General features: G+C 67.1%; 15 protein-coding genes. 4 read left to right on the forward strand and 11 right to left on the reverse strand.

Going from position 1 to position 16,814, the window contains the following annotated elements; translation table 11 throughout:
- Positions 1-14 precede the first annotated feature (14 nt).
- Complete coding sequence (locus tag A9D14_RS13700; RefSeq protein ID WP_066847498.1) at positions 15-1,658, forward strand: right-handed parallel beta-helix repeat-containing protein; 1,644 nt, start codon at positions 15-17, stop codon at positions 1,656-1,658.
- Positions 1,659-1,768: 110 nt separating this feature from the next.
- Complete coding sequence (locus A9D14_RS13705) at positions 1,769-2,983, forward strand: polysaccharide pyruvyl transferase family protein (protein WP_083987942.1); 1,215 nt, start codon at positions 1,769-1,771, stop codon at positions 2,981-2,983.
- Between the two features lie 25 nt (positions 2,984-3,008).
- Here the strand turns inward: A9D14_RS13705 and A9D14_RS13710 are convergent, their stop codons facing one another.
- The 5 genes from A9D14_RS13710 to A9D14_RS13730 form a co-directional block, all read right to left on the reverse strand.
- On the reverse strand, positions 3,009-4,484 hold the full coding sequence (locus A9D14_RS13710; protein WP_066847503.1) for an oligosaccharide flippase family protein: 1,476 nt from the start codon (positions 4,482-4,484) through the stop codon (positions 3,009-3,011).
- Between the two features lie 28 nt (positions 4,485-4,512).
- Positions 4,513-4,740 carry a hypothetical protein gene (locus A9D14_RS13715; RefSeq protein WP_066847506.1) on the reverse strand — a complete coding sequence of 76 codons (228 nt, stop codon included), beginning with the start codon at positions 4,738-4,740 and terminating at the stop codon, positions 4,513-4,515.
- Positions 4,688-5,806: a polysaccharide pyruvyl transferase family protein gene (locus A9D14_RS13720; RefSeq protein WP_066847512.1), complete on the reverse strand. Its 1,119-nt coding sequence runs from the start codon at positions 5,804-5,806 to the stop codon at positions 4,688-4,690. Before A9D14_RS13720 ends, A9D14_RS13715 begins: the two co-directional genes overlap by 53 nt.
- Before the next feature lie 24 nt (positions 5,807-5,830).
- Positions 5,831-6,955: an acyltransferase family protein gene (locus A9D14_RS13725; RefSeq protein ID WP_066847513.1), complete on the reverse strand. Its 1,125-nt coding sequence runs from the start codon at positions 6,953-6,955 to the stop codon at positions 5,831-5,833.
- 100 nt (positions 6,956-7,055) lie between these two features.
- On the reverse strand, positions 7,056-8,411 hold the full coding sequence (locus A9D14_RS13730) for a hypothetical protein (RefSeq protein WP_066847515.1): 1,356 nt from the start codon (positions 8,409-8,411) through the stop codon (positions 7,056-7,058).
- 266 nt (positions 8,412-8,677) lie between these two features.
- Between A9D14_RS13730 and A9D14_RS13735 the strand changes: the two genes are divergently transcribed.
- Together A9D14_RS13735 and A9D14_RS13740 are read left to right on the forward strand one after the other, a co-directional pair.
- Positions 8,678-10,285: an O-antigen ligase family protein gene (locus A9D14_RS13735; protein WP_157668235.1), complete on the forward strand. Its 1,608-nt coding sequence runs from the start codon at positions 8,678-8,680 to the stop codon at positions 10,283-10,285.
- Positions 10,285-11,523: a tetratricopeptide repeat protein gene (locus A9D14_RS13740; protein WP_066847521.1), complete on the forward strand. Its 1,239-nt coding sequence runs from the start codon at positions 10,285-10,287 to the stop codon at positions 11,521-11,523. The genes A9D14_RS13735 and A9D14_RS13740 overlap by 1 nt, the downstream gene beginning before the upstream one ends.
- Here the strand turns inward: A9D14_RS13740 and A9D14_RS13745 are convergent.
- The 6 genes from A9D14_RS13745 to A9D14_RS13765 all read right to left on the reverse strand — a co-directional run bounded on the left by A9D14_RS13745 (position 11,520) and on the right by A9D14_RS13765 (position 16,812).
- Positions 11,520-11,909: a hypothetical protein gene (locus tag A9D14_RS13745; protein ID WP_066847524.1), complete on the reverse strand. Its 390-nt coding sequence runs from the start codon at positions 11,907-11,909 to the stop codon at positions 11,520-11,522. The two genes, A9D14_RS13740 and A9D14_RS13745, sit on opposite strands and share 4 nt — an antisense overlap.
- Positions 11,899-12,054: a hypothetical protein gene (locus A9D14_RS19580; RefSeq protein ID WP_157668236.1), complete on the reverse strand. Its 156-nt coding sequence runs from the start codon at positions 12,052-12,054 to the stop codon at positions 11,899-11,901. The genes A9D14_RS13745 and A9D14_RS19580 overlap by 11 nt, the downstream gene beginning before the upstream one ends.
- Positions 12,055-12,191: 137 nt before the next feature.
- Complete coding sequence (locus A9D14_RS13750; RefSeq protein WP_066847526.1) at positions 12,192-13,154, reverse strand: hypothetical protein; 963 nt, start codon at positions 13,152-13,154, stop codon at positions 12,192-12,194.
- A gap of 12 nt (positions 13,155-13,166) precedes the next feature.
- Complete coding sequence (locus A9D14_RS13755; RefSeq protein WP_066847528.1) at positions 13,167-14,375, reverse strand: acylneuraminate cytidylyltransferase; 1,209 nt, start codon at positions 14,373-14,375, stop codon at positions 13,167-13,169.
- Positions 14,376-14,383: 8 nt separating this feature from the next.
- Positions 14,384-15,523 (reverse strand): glycosyltransferase, encoded by a 1,140-nt coding sequence (locus A9D14_RS19875; RefSeq protein ID WP_066847530.1) that lies wholly within the window; start codon positions 15,521-15,523, stop codon positions 14,384-14,386.
- Positions 15,520-16,812, reverse strand: coding sequence for a hypothetical protein (locus A9D14_RS13765; RefSeq protein ID WP_066847532.1), 1,293 nt, complete (start codon positions 16,810-16,812; stop codon positions 15,520-15,522). The genes A9D14_RS19875 and A9D14_RS13765 overlap by 4 nt, the downstream gene beginning before the upstream one ends.
- Between the last annotated feature and the right edge of the window lie 2 nt (positions 16,813-16,814).

The raw sequence follows: 16,814 nt of genomic DNA on the forward strand, positions 1-16,814 counted from the left end.
CGGGGGCGCTGACCATGGCGGGCCATGGCTCCGCCGCGGCGGCCGCTGACAGGCCGATCGATGGGCCGGTCGACTGGCCGGACTGGGCACCCGATCTCACCGATCATTATCGCACCATTGACCACCTTCGAGCGCTAGCCCGCGACGTGCGCGAATTCGGCGCCGCGCTCGACGGGACGAGCGACGACACGCAGGCGATGCAGCGGGCCGTCTCGTCCGGCGCAGAGGCTCTGTTCATCCCCCCCGGCAAGGGCCTGCGGATGACAGGCAGCGTCGACATCGGCTCGGCGATCGCGATCCTGGGGGACGAACGATCGGCCCCCATCATCTGGGAAGGGCGCGAGCGGCAGGCCTTCCTGGTCCAGCCGCCCGCCCAGCGGCTGGACGATTTCGTCGACGATGTGCTGTTCGACCAGATCGGCATCGTGCGGGCCGACGGGCTGGCTGCGGCGGGACATCTGGTCTCTGCCCGCAATTTCAGGCGGCTGCGCGTAACGCGCTGCCGCGCCGAGCGGGTGAGCCTGTGCTATATGGGCCATCTGCGCCAGTTGAACGACAATTACGACAGGCGGAACGGATCGGCCGATGTCGATCCTGCCGTGCTGGCCGGCTTTGCGCCCGACCATGACCGCGACCTCAACGATCATGCGCTGATCGCCGACAACCGGGTCGACTTCGGCGAATACCAGGGCACGGTGGCGCGCATCAATTTCAGCAAGCACGTGGTGGTGTTCCGCAACCGCGGCAGGTTCGCCAATGTCAGCTGGTGGGGCGGAGGCGCTCGCCGGGCGGAGGGCGGCAATCTGCGGTTCCTGCGGCGGGTAAGGCATTGTTACATCGCCGAAAACTTCGTCACCGGGTGCAATGGCGGGGTCTATGGCAACAACGGGCAGCACATCGTCGTCGCGCGCAATATCGTGCGGGACATGACCGATGCCGGGGTCGATTTCGAGGGCTGCTTCGATTGCACCGCCTATGGCAACCGGGTCAGCAATATCGGTAATTTTGGCTTGGCCACGTTCTATGCGGCCCGCAATATCGTGTTCCACGACAATTATGTCGAGCAGAACGGCGATGCGGCCACGCTGCATGTGCGGTTCGGCAAGGGGCGCATCGGCAATCCCAAGGGCATTTTCGTGGTGGGCCTGCGCAGCAGCGGCTTTGGCCGGGGCGACGACGGGGTCAACGTGATCTTTCGCCGCAATCGCTTCGTCTGGACCGGCGCAAGCGGGCGGGGGCGAGTTCTGGGCAGCTTTTTCTCGACCCTTGTTTTCGAGGAGAATCGGTTCGACAATGTCACCTGTGACATCCGCTATCGCCGGACCGAGCATCTGACGGTGGCGGGCAACCGTTTCCTGATGACGCAGGCCGCCGACGAACCCACCAATATCATCGGCGGGTCTGCCGAACGGGTCGATATCCTCGACAATGTCATCGAATGTCGGGCAAGGATGCCGGATGACGCCGCGGCCATTTTCAGATCCATCCCGATGACGGAAAATTCGCAGACACGCATCACCGGCAATGTCCTGACCGGAACGGCCCGCCGGCTGGCCATCCTGGTCACTGGAGAGCCGGTCGATGCATCCGCGCTGCGCATCGCGGATAATCGCAACCTGCCGGTGCGCGTGGAAAACACCATCCTTCGCGAAGGCTAGCCGGGCATAGACCCTTGCCCGCCCTTGGCCATTGCAAGATGACCGGCCAAATGGCCGCCCGATTGCGGTCATGACAATCCGGCCGTTACCCAGGAAAGACCCGAACCCACATGCCGATTGGTAACCAGCTTCGCCGGATGAAGGAGGCAGCCTCTATCCAGCCGGAAACGATCCTGCCCTTCCTGGCGCAGCGCATCGGCACGGTCGCCTCTGCCGAAATGGCCAAACGCAAGGGCGGCTATGTCAGCCATTACGGCGCGTGGCACGGAAATGCGGGCGACGTTATGATCGCTTTTGCCGAACATGCGCTGTTCGACAATCGCTTCGGCAAGCAGAGCTGGCTGGTCGAGAACCACCAGCGCAAGGTCACGCATGAGGATGTGGAGCGCATCAATGCATCGGCCAGGGCGGTCGTGGTCGGCGGCGGCGGGCTGATCATTCCGGACCATTATCGCTATGTCGAGAATACCGACAGCGACTGGCAATGGAACATCTCGCTGTCCGACCTGGCCGCGATCCGCAGGCCGCTGCTGGGCTTTGCGCTGGGCTATAACCGCATGGCGGGGCAGGCGGATTTCAAGCCGTTCTTCCGCGACCATATCGCCGCCGTCGTCGACCAGTCGGTGTTCTTCGGCCTGCGCAACGGGGGCAGCATCGCGCGGCTGTCCGACTATCTGCCGCCGCATCTGCATTCGCGGTTGTCGCTGCAGCCGTGCCCCACCAATCTGATGTCCATGATCCGCCCCGAAAGCTGGGCCGCCACGCGCGATCCGCAGGAACGGTCGGTCACCTTCGTCCTGTTCATGGGCTTCCAGCGGCTGGGCCTGGTCGAGAAGAGCGAGAATATCCGCCGCATTGGCGATCTGGCGAAGCGCCTGCACCGGGACGGCTGGACCATCCATGTCGCGACCCACACTGCCGAGGAACTGGCCGCTGTGCCGATGTTCCGTAAGGCCGGGGTGCCCTTTACGCTGAAGATGCTCGACATGATGTCGCCTGAGGGCATCGCGCAGTATTACCGCAGCAAGAGCCTGGTCATCGGCATGCGCGGTCACGGCGTCATGCTGCCCTATGGGCTGGGCGTGCCGGTCATGGGGATCATCAACCACGTGAAGGTCCGCTATTTCCTGGAAGAGGTGAAGCTGGGCGATTACGCGGTCGATCTCGAGGATCCGCACATGACCGACAAGATGATCGAGCGGGTAGGGCGGTTCGACGCCGACCGACCGGCATTCTACCGCGTGATGGACCGCGAGAAAGAGCGCCTGTGGGACATCACCCAGCGAAATCTCGACACTCTGGAGCCCTATTTCCGGCAGGGCTGACGCACCGGTCCGGCCGGATGCGCGCCTATTCGCCGGTGGCGGGCGCTGCGGGGCGACGCCGCGATGCAAGCGCCAGCGCGCTGGGCAGCGCGGCCAGCAGGACGGCCCCTGCGAACAGCAGGCCGACGCTGCCGCGATAGGCGATCGAGGTCATGGCGAATGGGGGCAGGTCGGACAGCAGCGCGAAGACCAGCGCCGCCGCCGCGGTGATCGCGCAGATCGCGAAGATCAGCCCGAAGCGGTGCGGCGTATGTTCCAGCCTGCGCATGGCGACCACGCTGCCGACCAGCGTCAGCGCCGAGGCCGCCGCGCCTGCCCAGGCCGCCGCCGCGATGCCCAGCGCGGGGATCAGCACGACATTGGCGGCCACCGCGACCAGCGCGGGGATCGTCGTCACCGTGCTGACGATGCCGGGCCGCTTGTGGAACAGTATCTCCTTGTTGAACTGCAGCGCCGCGCCGCCCAGGAATGCCGTCAGCACCAGCGGCGGGATCAGCACCGCCGCCGCGCCATAGGATGCGGGCGCCAGGACGCGGACCAGTTCGGGGCCGATCATCATCGTGCCCGTCACGATCAGCGCCAGGGCCGCCACGATGATGGTGTCGATCTCGGCCAGCCTGTTAAGGTCGGCATTGCCGCTGCGCCTTTGTTCGTAGAAATAGGGCAGATAGGCCGAATTGAAGCTGCCCAGCAGGATGACGAGCGGCGCGATCCCGCTGGCCGCGACCTGATAGACGGCCAGGTCGATCATCGTCAGCAGCCGGCCGATGATGATCCGGTCCGCCAGCCGCTTGAGCCAATGGGTAACGCCAATTGGGACAGATCTCACGCCATAGCCAAGCAGCTTGAAGGACAGGCTCCAGTCCAACGGGCCGTGCGGGGTGTGAGCTTGGACGAACAGCCATCCCACGACAATGGCCGTCGCGGTGCCGCCAATGAACAAACCCCACAGCGGGCCCGCCGCGCCCCAGCCCGCCAGCACCAGCGCCGCGCTGGCCGCGGCCTGGATCACCGATTGCGAGACCTGGATGCGGATGAACTGCGCCGGATTGCGCGCCGCCCGCGCGCTGGCCAGATTGAACGACACGATGCCCTGCACGATCATGCAGCCGATCAGCAGCGGCAGGAAGGGCATCAGCGCAAGCTCGTTCCCCGTGACCAGGCCCCAGGACAGAACCATAATCGGGGCCAGCAGCAGTCCAGCTCCCAGCACCGTCGCGATGCGGGTGACGAAGCCGACGAACAGGAAATCAGAGCGCTTCTTGGCTTCATCCTCTTCGTAGAACAACCTTGTCGTAGCAGCATCTAGGCCCATGTCACCGACTATGAACATTGCCTGCAGGATCGCCATGGCATAGCCCCATTTGCCGAACTCCACCGGCGACATGGCGCGGGTGTAGAGCGGCAGGAGCAGGAATGGGAAAATGCGGTTGAGGACGGTGCCGAACAGATAGACGCCGGCTTCGCGGGCTACTCGGCTGCGCAGGACACCTAATCGCATTCCCGTTTCCCGTTCCGCGCCCAGGGCGTCAGCCCGCCAGATCGCCCCGCAGGGCAGAAGCTTCGGCGCACAGCCTTTGCGCCACGCGCGTAATCCGTTCTCGCTGTGCGCCGCCCGCTTCTAGCAGGGCCGCGCCCCTTTCGACAATCGCGCGGCAATCGGCCATGTCGGGCGCGACGGGAAATTCATGCGGATCGGCATATTCAAGCTGCTGCTGGATGCTGAGCGTCTTGTGCGAATTCGACCTCAGGAACACGCAAGGCGTTCAGCGACGCCATGATCGACGGGTGCCAGCGCCCGCTGATGAACAGCCGCGCCTGTGCCAGCACCGCCACCGCTGCCGCGATGGGGGTGCGCACCGGAATGAACGCGGCGCCGCTTTCGCGTGCGACGCCGCGCAGGAAGCTGTCGCCGTGGCAGGATTCGACCAGCACGACGCCCAGGCCAAGCTTCTTCACCTCGGCCACAAGGTTGCGATAGGATTCGCGCGCCTTGTCCAGCTGCCAGAGCGCGGCCGAACTGCCGCCGATGGCGACATAGGGCCTGGTGACCTGATCGGGCAGCGACACGCCGGACTTGTCGAAATGGGTCCACAAGGCGCTGGGCCGGAACCGCGCATGCGGATCGGCGTCGGCGAACATGAGCTGCCAGGTATAGACCGCGTCGGGGCGCATCACCGTCTTGACGTCCGGCATGCGCTGTTCCTGGAACGCCTTGGACACGGATTCGCGCAGAGTCAGAAGGTCGGCACGGCCGAAAACGTCCCGCGCGAGCGCCAGCGTTTCCCGATTGATACCGGTGCGCGGATCGGCGGACAGCATGCCGTTCAGCACATAGACGCGCTTGCCCGCGTTCTTCGCCAGATGGATCAGCGTCAGGAAGAACAGCAGATGGCGGCGCGGCTGGGCGGGGAAGATGCCGTCGCCTTCCATGTTCATCATCAGCGCATCGCAGCGGTCGATGTCGCCCAAGGCGCGCGCGACTTCCGGATGATGCCGCGCCGCGCGCCGCACCAGCGCTTCATTGCGGTCGAGGTCGTGGGTCATCGCGCGCGGCGTGCCCAGCGCGGCCAGCAAGCCGCCGGAAAGGCTGCCGACCCCCGGCAATTGCTTCACCTTCTGCCGGTCCATGACCGCGCACAGCCCTTCGTAGACGGGCAGCGGCACGGCCCGGGCGTCGCGGTACCACCTGCCCATCGGGCCGGAGCGAACCGCGCCGATCACCTCGTGGTCCTGCTCGATGATCTGCCGCAGTGCCATGCTGGTGGCGCGTGCGCCCCAGTTCGGCTTGGTGACGTTCTCGCGAACGTAGAGGACCTTCATCGGCGTTTCGGCTCCGGCATTGGGTTAGATCGAGATCCGCTCGCCGCGCGCATCGACCGACGGGCGGCGGCTGGTGCCGGACATCAGCCTGCGCGCGGGCTCCTCGAACAGGAACAGCGACAGATAGCCCACCACGGCGACCAGCGGAAAGGCCAGCAGCGTCCACACGGTCAGCCCCATGCCGTCAAGCGCCAGCAGTTTTCTGCCGATCAGGACGATGAAGACCGATTGCACGACCGGGTGCAGCATATAGATCGAATAGGTCAGCCGCCCGCCCGGCGCGAGCGAGCGGACCAGCGGGCCGACCCGCCCCTGCATGTCCGCCGCCACGCCCAGCAGCGGGATCAGATAGGCAAGCGGCAGCAGCCATGGCTTGCCGGTCCCGGCGATGGCGGCGGCGCCGAACAGCACCATCGCCGCAGCCAGCCACCAGCGCGCGCCGGCGATGCGCGCCAGACGATCGCGATGGCGATAGAGCAATATCCCGAAGCAGAAGCCCGGAAACGCGCGCAGCACGCCCAGATTATAGGTCCGTTCGGCCCAGAACTGGTCCCCGCTGAACAGATAGAGCGCGGCGACCAGCGCGGCGAAAAACAGTGCGAAACCGGTGACGGAGCGGGTCGCGGCCCAGAACAGCAGCGGGAAGGCAGCATACATCGCCATTTCCGCGCTGATCGACCAGCTGACCGAATTGAAGCTGGGTCCGCCGCAGACGCCCCACGCGTGGATCATCAGCAGGTTGGGGACAAGGCAGTCGAAATCGTATTTCTCCGCCCGGTCGAAGCTGGCGCCGACCGCGGTGCCAGCGGCCCATGCCAGCACGAAGAACAGCAACGTCGCCCAGTGCAGCGGCACCAACCGCGCGACGCGCTTGCGCAGGAACCGGCCATAGCTGCCCAATCCGTCGATCCGGTCGCGGTAGACCCACGAGATCACGAACCCGGAAATGACGAAGAACAGGTCCACGCACAGCGCGAAGCTGTCGAGATTGCGGGCAATCGCCTCGCGCCCGGCGAAGGGGGACAGGAGATTGGTGCGGAAATGCACCAGCACGATGCCATAGGAGGCCAGGAGGCGCAGGAAGTCGAGATGGAGCAGATCGGGCGATTCCGGTCTTAGCGAAGGCAAAAGCTTCCCCAATCCCGACATGCCGACAATCCCCGAAATCGATCCGGCGGCTTTGCCCCGCCATCGTGCCCGCCGCCTTAAACCCGCGCATGGCATAAAGCAATCGGCGCGGCCCGCGCCCTCACGCGCCGTGGTGGCCGGCCTCGCGTTCGGCGATCATCGCGGCAACGGCCTGCGCGCAGCGAGCGGTTGCCTGGCCGTCGATGGTCCCGATCTCGTCCTCAAGCACCGACAGCGGCACGAGGGCGGGGGCCTGACGGTCGAATGCCTGGACGGTATCGGCGATCTCGGGACCATCGCGGGCCAGCAGCGCGCCGCTGCGGGCCATCCATTCCTGCTTTTCCGCCTCGGACCGTTCGGCGAAGGCGGGGGCGGGAATCGGGATGCACAGCACCGGGCGCGACAGGATCATCGCCTCCAGCAGTCCGCTGGAATAATGGCCGATCACCAGATCATGCGCGGCAATCGCCTGTTCGATCGGGTCGGTGCACGGGTCGACATCATGCGGCATGTCCAGCGCGGCAGTCAGATGCGCGACGCTTTCGGGGGTGGAGCGGGGGTGGATGCGGATCGTCAGTGCCAGATCGCGGCCATGGGCGGCGCGGTTCAGCCCCTCGATCATCGCCAGCTGCGTGGAACGGGCGACCTGCGGATCGACCTTGCCATGTTCGCCGAACGGCTGGAACAGGTAGAGCAGCCGCAGCGGGCCGGAGGACGGTCGGGGCTGCGCCTCCGCGCGCAGATCGGCCCCCCGTAGATCGGCCCCGCGCAGATCCGCAAGCGGATCGTATCGCGGAACGCCGCCCACCTTGATGCGAGCGGGGGCCATGCCTGCCGCGACGAACCGCTGGCGATAGGCGGGCGAGGGCACCACGAGAAGCTGATGACCCGCGAAGCCATAGGGGACGATCGCGGGCACCAGCCCGCTGCGCGTCAGCAGCGGCGCAAGCGCGTGCTTGATCCGCAGCGCGCCGCTTTGCGGCGTGTCCGCCCCGATATGGACGAACGGCCCTTCCTGCAGCAGCACGCTGGGCGTCCCCAGCCGCGCCGCCGCCCGGACGAAGGCCTGTTCGATATAGAAGCGGTCGTGCACCATGATCATCGCGTCGTGCCGCCGGCCCAGCATGCGGGCGGCGTAATTTTCCAGTCGCCGCATCATCAGCGGCCCGCCGTTCAGCAGCAGGTTGATCGTCAGGCTGGAACTCAGCCGCCGCGTGCCCGCGTCCTCCATGGCGGTGTCGGTTCGCTCGCCCGATCCGGGATAGGCGGTACGCCCGCCGGTGCGCAGGTTGAACGGCTGGGTGTCGATGAAATGGAAGCGGGTGTCGCCCAGCGCCTGCCGCAGCCCTGCCTCCAGCGCCGCCAGCGTGCGGCCCGACGAGCCGCCTGTTCCGATCAGCACGATGGAGCGCGGCCGGCCTTCACGGCCTGTGGCGGAATGCTGGCCGCCTGCCGGGCCGATTGCGTCTGGATTCATGACCCCGGTCCCTTGTGGGCGGCAATGCCGATATGCACCCGCCATGGCGCTGTAACGGAAGCCGCTTTGTCAGGGCAACATGGCGTGCGCGGTTTGCCGGGGGCTAACCCGCGCGGTTTCGGCGACATTGAATGGGCGGCCTTGCCCGATGCTTATGGGCCGCTCTGCCGCCGCGGGGCCTTGTCATCGTCCTGGCGCGGGCCTAGCCATAAGGCGTGGCGGCTTTGCATGGGCCGCCTTTTGCTTTGATGATCGATCGGCTGCAGATGATGTCACGTAAATTGCCGGAGGGAGGCGGCGGAGCAGGCAACTGGCGTGCTCCCTCCGGCTGGCAGACCGAAACGCCGGATGCCGGCGATCAGGCGGGCGATCGAGCAGGGGATCGCGACGCCGACCGGGATGCCGACCGGCCCCGGCCCGAAAGGCGCAGGCGCGAGGGCGGCAGCCGCCGCCATGCTCCGCCGGCAAGGGCCGCATCGCGCGGGCCGTTCGCGCTGTCGTCGGAAAACGTGCGGCTGGCGGTCTTCGCGTTGCTGTTCACTTCCATCGCCTTTTTCGGCGGATCGGCACGGGCGGACGTGAACTGGCTGCTGCCGCTGCGCCCGATCTGCCTGTTCGCCATCGCGGTCCTGGTCGTCCTGCCGCTGCGCGAGCGGGCCCATGCGATGACGGTCCCCGCCGTGCTGCTGGCGGCGCTGGCGCTCAGCATCGCGGTGCAGCTCGTCCCGCTGCCGCCCGAGATCTGGACATCGCTTCCCGGCCGCGCCCGCTTTGCCGAGGCTGCGGTGGTCGCGGGTCTGGACCAGCCGTGGCGGCCGGTTTCGCTGGTGCCGTGGCTGACGTGGAATTCGCTGTTCGCCCTGCTTCCCGCGCTGGCGGTGATGACCGCCTTGTGGGGCATCGGCCCGCGCCACCGCGACAGGGTGATCCTGGGCTTCCTGGCGTTCCTGGGGGTCAGCATCCTGCTGGGGATCGCGCAGGTGGCGGGGGCGCTGAACGGCCCGCCGCTGCATTACCGCTTCTTCGCGCAGGATTCGGCGATCGGCTTCTTCGCCAATCGCAACCATGCCGCCGCCGTGCTGGCGACCGGCTTTCCGGTGCTGCGGCTGTGGTCGCTGACCGCGCCGCTGGGCCGCGCGGGCGCCAGGCGCAGGATCTTCGCGCTGGTCGCGGCGCTGGTGCTGCTGGTGATGATCGTGGTCACCGGATCGCGCACCGGCATGCTGGTGGGTTTCGCCGCCTTTGCCGCATCGCTCGCCATGGCCCCGCTCGACGAGCTGGGCGCAAAGCTCGATCCGCGCAAGGCGTGGATGGTGCGCGTGGGCGTGGTCGCTGTCCCGCTGCTGGTCGTGGTGCTGCTGGTGCTGTTCGGCAAGGCGGTGGCGCTGGACCGCATCGTCGACGACGATCTGCTGGCGGAGCAGCGCGTGATGTATCTTCCGCTGCTGCTGGATCTGATGCGGGGTTTCCTGCCCTTCGGGTCGGGGTTCGGCACGTTCGATCCGGTCTATCGCAGTTTCGAGCCCGACTGGGCGATCACCACCAAATATCTCAACCATGCGCATAACGATCTGCTGGAACTGCTGATGACGGGCGGCGTGTTCGCCCTGGCGGTGCTGGCGGGGTTCATCGTCTGGATCGCGGTGCGCCTGTGGAAGACGCGCAGCGATGCGCGCGCGGCGGAAGCGATCTCGGTCAGGGCGGGGGCGATCATGGCAGCGGCGCTGCTGGGCGCCAGCCTGACCGACTATCCGCTGCGCACGCCCATCGCCGGCGCGGTGCTGGTGCTGGCTTGCTGGCTGATCGCGCGGCCGCTTTACGATATGCGAACCGCCGCCAGGACCCGATCGCCGCGTTCGGGCGGGAGGCGGTGATGGCGAGCCGTCGCCGTATCCCCAAGCGCCGGATCGTCGCGGCCGCGGTCACCTGCACGGTCGCCGCGGTACTGTCGGTGCCGATCGTGCTGTTCACCATGCCCAACGTGGTGCCGGGCACGGTCCGCGCGCAGCTTGTCGGCCTTCCGCTGATCGTCAGCCCCGAAGCGCGCGAGGCGGCGGCCGCCATCGCGCTGGCGACCGACCAGTCGGAGGAAACGCTGGCCCGGGCGGAGACCTGGGCCAACGAAGCCGTGCTGGACGATCCGCTGGCGGAAAGCGCCATTCGCTCGCTGTCCTTCGTCAACGCCTATCGCGGCGACGACCGCAAGGCGATGGAGATCCTGCGCTATGGCGAATCGCTGTCGAAGCGCGACCTGATGACCGAGCTGGCGCTGGCGCTGGATGCCCGCCAGTCGGGGGAGAACGCGGCGGCCATCCGCCATTACGGCCATGCGCTGGGCACCACGGTGCGCGGCTATGACCTGATCGTCGAGCAGATGCTGGGCAGCACCGGGCAGGACCCCGACTTCGCGCGCGACCTGGGCACCGCCATGGCCGCGCGGCCGGGCTGGCGCGACCGGTTCCTGCCCTTCTACATCGCCCGTTCGCAGGATCCCGCCGCGCTGGGCGCGACGATCGCCGCGATGTGGGAAGGCGGCGTCCCCGAAGGCGACCGCCCGATGGCGATGCGCGCGCTGGCCAAGATGCTGGCGCTGGGGGCGACCGGCGATGCCGCGCGGCTGATCCGGCTTGTGACCGGCCCGTCGTCGGCGAAACAGATCCGCGACGGCGATTTCGACAAGGGCGGTGATACCGCCTTCGGATGGGAGCTTGAGCGCGGCGCATCGTTCAGCGCGCTGCCCGTCCCGCGCGAGGATGGGGACGGCATGGTGCTGGAACTCAATGCCTCAAGCGGTCATGCCGGAACCGTCGCCAGCCAGATCCTTGCCCTCCCGCCGGGCAGCTATCGCCTGTCGGGCAGGCTGTGGTCCGACGACAAGGCCGACCGCGGCATGCCGCGCATCGAACTGCGCTGCGCCGGAGCGGACACGCCCACCGCCGAACTGCGCAAGGCCGAGGATGCGCGGTCCGTCGCTGCCGCGCAGGCATTGTCGACCGGTTTCGTCATCCCGCAAGGCTGCCCGGTGCAATATGTCGATGTGAAGTTCGGATCGTCGTTGTTCGTCGCGAACAGCCAGGGCTGGGTCGACGGGATCGCGATCGACCCGCTCTAGTCCGTGCTGCCCGAAGCGCGGGACGTTTGCCCGTCCGCTTCGTCCCGGTTGCGCCAGAAGCAGACGGCCCACAGGATCGTCGGCCAGGTGAGAGACTGCGCCATGTCGCTGGCGGCGTGCTGCCACACCCAGTCCTGACGGACGGGCCACTGGGTCGAGATATCGAGGATCTCGGTCAGCGCGAATATCAGCCAGACGCCGATCAGCGGGATGACCGAAGACAGGCGCCTGCGCAAAAGAAGGGCAAGCAGCAGCCACAGCGCCAGTCCCGCATGAACGTGGATCAGCGCCCTTATCCCCTCGTCGGCCGGGACGTACTGGCGCTTCAGCCCTTCATAAAGGTCGATCACGCCGCGCAGCCCGGGGGCCGATGGGTCAGCCGACATCCCCGGTCCGGCGATCGCGCGTCTTGCTGCGCTGGGCCAGTTCGCGCGCATGCCTGCGCTTGCGCACCACCTGCCATTCGATCACCGCAAGGACGATCGCGGGGATCAGGAGGAGACTTGCACCGATGAGTAGTTCCTGGCTCATGCTTGTCCGGCTTGATTGCTTGTATTGCAGAATTTTTCCGCAGCCCTCTTAAGAGAACTGGCCGGTGATGCAAGGGGCCGGTCACGCCCGATGCGGGCGAGCGAGAGGGTCGGCGGGTGATCGGCCAAGCCCGACGCTCAGCGTGCCGGCGTATCCGACCATCGTGCCAGCACCCGGGCCGCTTCGTCCCTGCCCGATGCGACCGCGACGGGATTGCAGCGCCAATCGGCCAGCGCCTTGTGCATGCGGTCAAGGCCGAACAGGCGCGGCACGAACAGGCTGCGGCCAAACGCGCCAAGGTCGAGCAGCGCGGTCGATGCCGCCGATACGAAACCGCGATAGCCATGCGCCTCGACATGGGGAGCAATGCCGTGCGGCAGCAGTGCGATTTCCGCGCCCAAGATGGCGCCGACCATGTCGCGCGCCGCCACTTCATCCTCGCGCGGGTGTGGCAGATAGGCGACGGGCAGCGGCGAGGCGGCGCACAAGGCCTGCAGCCCGGCGGACAGGGCGGAGCGCGGGACGATGCCGTCCTCCACCAGCGGCGATCCGATGAACAGCAGCCGGTCCCGCGGCGCGGCAATGGCGGGGGCGGGCAGCACCAGGTCGCCAGTCTCGAAGCGGTCACGCACGATCATGCGGCGGCGGTCGGCGCGGCGGGTCAGCGCGCCCGCGGGATGGAAGCCTGCGGCGACCTGCACCGCGCCGCGCGCCGCGTACCAGAGCGGGCTGGTGAGATCGACGTAATGTGACAACCCGTCTTCCCACAGCTCGATCGGTCCGGAAAACCAGCCTGCCAGCATGCGTTCCAGCGGCTCGCCTTCGAGGAAGATGATCAGCCGGTCGATGCCCAGCGGAGCCAGCATCGTGCGGACATGGGCGTAATAGCGGCGATTGGCCGCGAAGCGCGCGGGCCATTGCAGCGGATCGCGTCCGGGCCGGATCTCGCGGCCCAGCGCGATGCCCCTGCCGGGGAACAGCGCCTCGATTTCCGGCGCGACATGGTCGTCGCGGTACAGCACATGGGTCAGGCCAGGATCGTTCGCGGCCAGCAGCCGCAGGTGCAGCGCGGAGCGGGGAAGGGCGGCGATGATGCTCATGGCCCTATGCGATCAGAGGCCGATGGCGGCGATCCGGCCCGATGCGATCAGCATGTCTGCCAGTTCGCGGATCGCGCCGCGCCCGCCGTTCGCGTTCAGCACGATGCGGGCGGCGGCTCTGGCCTTTGGATGCGCGTCTGCCGGAGCGACCGCGCAGCCCGCCGCCTCCATGCAGGGCAGGTCGTTGACGTCGTTGCCGATATAGACCGCGTCGGCGGGCGCGATGCCCCGTTCCTCAAGCCAGTGCAGGAACAGCGGCAGCTTGGTGTCGATCCCGTGGCTGCATTCCAGTTTCAGCTTGCGGCAGCGGGCGGCGACGACCGCGTTCTGCTCCTTCGAGATGACGGTCATCGCCAGCCCCGCCTTGCGCAGCAGTTCGATGCCCATGCCGTCGCTGCGCGAGCAGGCGACGCTTTCCTCGCCCGCGCTCGACACGAAGACGCGGTCGTCGGTCAGCACGCCGTCGAAATCCATCACCAGCGCCGCGATCCGAGCAGGCAAGGCATCGGCTTCGGGCCGCCCATCCACCACGGGCCGCGCGCGCGCGAGGCGGGCCATGCGCTCCTCGGCGATGCGGAAATCGGCGGGCTCGTCGATTTCCTGCCAGTGCTCGACCGGGATTTCATGCATCGCGGTCTTGCCGAAGAAGCGGAATTTCGCCTGCCGGAAGCCGTCGGTCCGCATCGCATAGACCGCGCCGGTCTCGACGAATTCGGGCGTGCGCTGCTGGCGCATCAGGCGGAAGCTCTTGTCGTGGTTGATGCCCTCGGCGCTGCCGTCATCGCCGCGCGACCACAGGAAATAATGGAACGGCACGACCGCAAGCGCGCTGTCGGCGTTCTGCTCATCAAGCGCGGCCAGCGTCCCGTCGATGTCGTCCGGCGCCGTCAGGGGAGAGGTGCATTGCAGGAAGGCGATCGCATCGGGCCGGTAGCCTTCCGCGTCCTCCAGCGTGTCCAGCACATGCAGCAGCGCATCTTCGGAACGCGCCACGTCGCCCGCCAGCGCATCGGGCCGCATCACGACCTCGGCCCCGTGCGCGCGCGCGGTGGCGGCGATTTCCTCATCGTCGGTCGACACGACCACGCGCGTCACCCGGCGCGAGGCGAGCGCCGCCGCGATATTATGCGCGATCAGCGGCTTGCCGGCCAGCGGCAGCACGTTCTTGCGCGGTATGCCCTTTGACCCGCCGCGGGCGGGAATGATCGCCAGAATCTCCATGATCCCCCTCAACCGGCCCTGCTGGCCAGCGCCTTTTCGTACAGGACCGCACGGTAGCAATCGAGGATCGCGCGGTTCATGCGCTCGCCCGTGAAGCGGGCGAGGAAATCCGCGCGGCCCGCCTGCCCCATCTCGGCCAGCCGCGCGCGGTCGAGCACGCGGATGAAGGCGGCCAATGCCTGCGGGTTCTCGGCCGGGAACAGCATGCCCGTCACGCCGTCGCGCACGACTTCGGGCAGGGCATCGACATTGGAGGCGAGCACCGGCTTGCCCTGCCGGAGCGCCTCGATCGCGGCCAGGCCGAAGCCTTCCCAGCGCGAGGGCACCAGCACCGCGTCGCAGGCCTCGACGAAGCTCCAGATCGCCTCGCGCTGCTGCCAGCCGTAATGGGTGATGTTGGGAAGCCGCTGCGATTCCTGCCGGCCGTCCACCACGGTTGCGCCGATCACATGCAGATGCACCGGCTGGTCGGTCAGCATCGCCATCGCCTTTTCCGCGATGTCGAACCCTTTTTGCCGGTCCATCCGCCCGATGAACAGCAGGTTGATCCGGTCGCGCGGCATCGGCACCGGGGCGGCGCAGCCGGGAAACACACGCTCTGTCACGCCGTTGTGCAGCACCATCATGTTGTCCTGCGGCAGGCCGCGATCGACGGCGCAGTCATATTCGAACTGCGAAATGCACAAGGTCCGGTCGGTCATCGTCGACATGTGGCGTTCGACCGCGGCGATCAGGTCGCGGCGGCGGTTCGACCAGCGGATGTTGAACGCCCAGCCATGCGCGCAATAGACGACCGCGGGCCGGACTTCATCGGGCATGCGCGCGATCACGGGGCGTAGCATTCCCGCGAAGCTGGAATGGAGATGCACGATATCGGGCCGGTCGTGCATGATCGCGTTGCGCGCATGGGCGGCAAAGCGCAGCAGGGCGCGCGGGCTGCGCTGCGCATCCTCGAACAGATGGAACGAGCCGTCGGGCAGATAGGGCAGCACGAAGCGTTCTTCGGCGGGGATGACGGCAGAGACGCGGCGCGGGCCCAGCACCTCGCGCTGGAACGCCAGCACTTCCGACAGATAGGCGCCCACCCCGCCAGGCAGCTTCTGCGCGATATGCAGGACGCGATAGGTTTCGGGCCCGGCGTCGCTCATCGCAAATGCACCGGCGTCAGGCCGGGCGCGCGCTTGCCGAAGCGCTGCGCGATATCGGTGGATCGATCCGCCGCCGGAACATAGCCGCGCCGATAGATCAGCGCATTCAGGAACAGGAAGATCGGGAAGACCGGCGGGTACAGCATGGCGCCGTCCATCGCGCACACCGCCAGATAGCTCAGCACCCCGACGACAGCGGCCTGGCGCAGCCTGCCCAGCTGCTGCCAGTGCCCGATGCCGAAGGCCGCGCCAAAGCCCAGCGCGCATAGCGAGAGGACGAAGCCGAACAGGCCAAAGCTTTGCAGCAGGCCGAAATACACGACCTCGGGAATGACGATGCGTTCCGCGCCGAAGAAGCTGATCTTCAGGTCCTGCAGATAGACCAGCCGTCCGCCCAGCCGGTCGTCGATCAGATTGGCGCTGCTCCACCCCATCAGCGGCAGAAGCACCAGCAGGACGCAGACCGCGGCGGCCACCGAAACCCACACGCCCGTGCGGTTGAGCCGGATCTGTCCGGCAAGCGCCATCATGATGAACGCCGCCGACATCGAGAACCACGCCGTGCGGCTGAGCGTCAGGATCAGGGCGACAATGAACAGCGCCCGCCAGATCTTGCGATGCTCGAAATACAGGTACAGCGGCATCAGCATGACCATGCATGCGCCGAACACATTGCCGTTGTTATAGGTCGAGACGAGCTTCATCAGGCCGCCGCTGCGCAGGTTGTTCTTGCTCAGGATCTCGCCCACGTCGCCGATGTTGACGGTGACATAGGGAATCTCGATGATCTCGCGCGTCAGCAGGAACAGGACGAAGTTCATCAGTCCCCAGGCGACCGCGAAGCGGACCATCGGGCGAATGGCGCGGGCGATGTCGACCGTCCTGATCCGTTCCAGCTGTGGTCCGATGGCGGCGAGGATCAGGATGGGGAAAAGGCCGAAGATCACCGCGAAGGGAATCCAGCCCGCGGCGGACAGATTATACTGCACCGCCTTGTAATAGACGATCACCGCCAGCGGCAGGAACAGGCCGAAGGTCTGCACGATGGGCGCGATCTGCAGATCGCGCCTGCGGATGACAGAGATGCTGGCCAGCGCGCCGACCAGGGCGATCAGCATGTAGCCCCAGGTGACGGGCAGGCCATAGACCATGATGCCGCCCTTGGGCAGCGCGACATTGAAGATCGCGACCAGCAGGAACAGCGGCCAGATCAGCCCGCTGGCGGCAAAGGCGCTCGACCATGTCGGATCGTGCGATGCACTCCAGCTGGATGAAGATGCCTGCGCCATCG

Origin of the sequence: Croceicoccus marinus, from assembly GCF_001661675.2 — a bacterium.
In the GTDB taxonomy this organism is placed as follows: Bacteria; Pseudomonadota; Alphaproteobacteria; order Sphingomonadales; family Sphingomonadaceae; genus Croceicoccus; species Croceicoccus marinus.

Coding starts and splice junctions, on each gene's coding strand:
- A9D14_RS13700 (WP_066847498.1), top strand. CDS start 15: ATGGCGGGCCATGGCTCCGCCGCGGCGGCCGCTGACAGGCCGATCGAT.
- A9D14_RS19580 (WP_157668236.1), bottom strand. CDS start 12,054: ATGAGCCAGGAACTACTCATCGGTGCAAGTCTCCTCCTGATCCCCGCG.
- A9D14_RS13765 (WP_066847532.1), bottom strand. CDS start 16,812: ATGGCGCAGGCATCTTCATCCAGCTGGAGTGCATCGCACGATCCGACA.
- A9D14_RS13740 (WP_066847521.1), top strand. CDS start 10,285: ATGGCGAGCCGTCGCCGTATCCCCAAGCGCCGGATCGTCGCGGCCGCG.
- A9D14_RS13745 (WP_066847524.1), bottom strand. CDS start 11,909: ATGTCGGCTGACCCATCGGCCCCCGGGCTGCGCGGCGTGATCGACCTT.
- A9D14_RS13725 (WP_066847513.1), bottom strand. CDS start 6,955: ATGTCGGGATTGGGGAAGCTTTTGCCTTCGCTAAGACCGGAATCGCCC.
- A9D14_RS19875 (WP_066847530.1), bottom strand. CDS start 15,523: ATGAGCGACGCCGGGCCCGAAACCTATCGCGTCCTGCATATCGCGCAG.
- A9D14_RS13730 (WP_066847515.1), bottom strand. CDS start 8,411: ATGAATCCAGACGCAATCGGCCCGGCAGGCGGCCAGCATTCCGCCACA.
- A9D14_RS13755 (WP_066847528.1), bottom strand. CDS start 14,375: ATGGAGATTCTGGCGATCATTCCCGCCCGCGGCGGGTCAAAGGGCATA.
- A9D14_RS13735 (WP_157668235.1), top strand. CDS start 8,678: ATGATGTCACGTAAATTGCCGGAGGGAGGCGGCGGAGCAGGCAACTGG.
- A9D14_RS13705 (WP_083987942.1), top strand. CDS start 1,769: ATGCCGATTGGTAACCAGCTTCGCCGGATGAAGGAGGCAGCCTCTATC.
- A9D14_RS13750 (WP_066847526.1), bottom strand. CDS start 13,154: ATGAGCATCATCGCCGCCCTTCCCCGCTCCGCGCTGCACCTGCGGCTG.
- A9D14_RS13710 (WP_066847503.1), bottom strand. CDS start 4,484: ATGCGATTAGGTGTCCTGCGCAGCCGAGTAGCCCGCGAAGCCGGCGTC.
- A9D14_RS13720 (WP_066847512.1), bottom strand. CDS start 5,806: ATGAAGGTCCTCTACGTTCGCGAGAACGTCACCAAGCCGAACTGGGGC.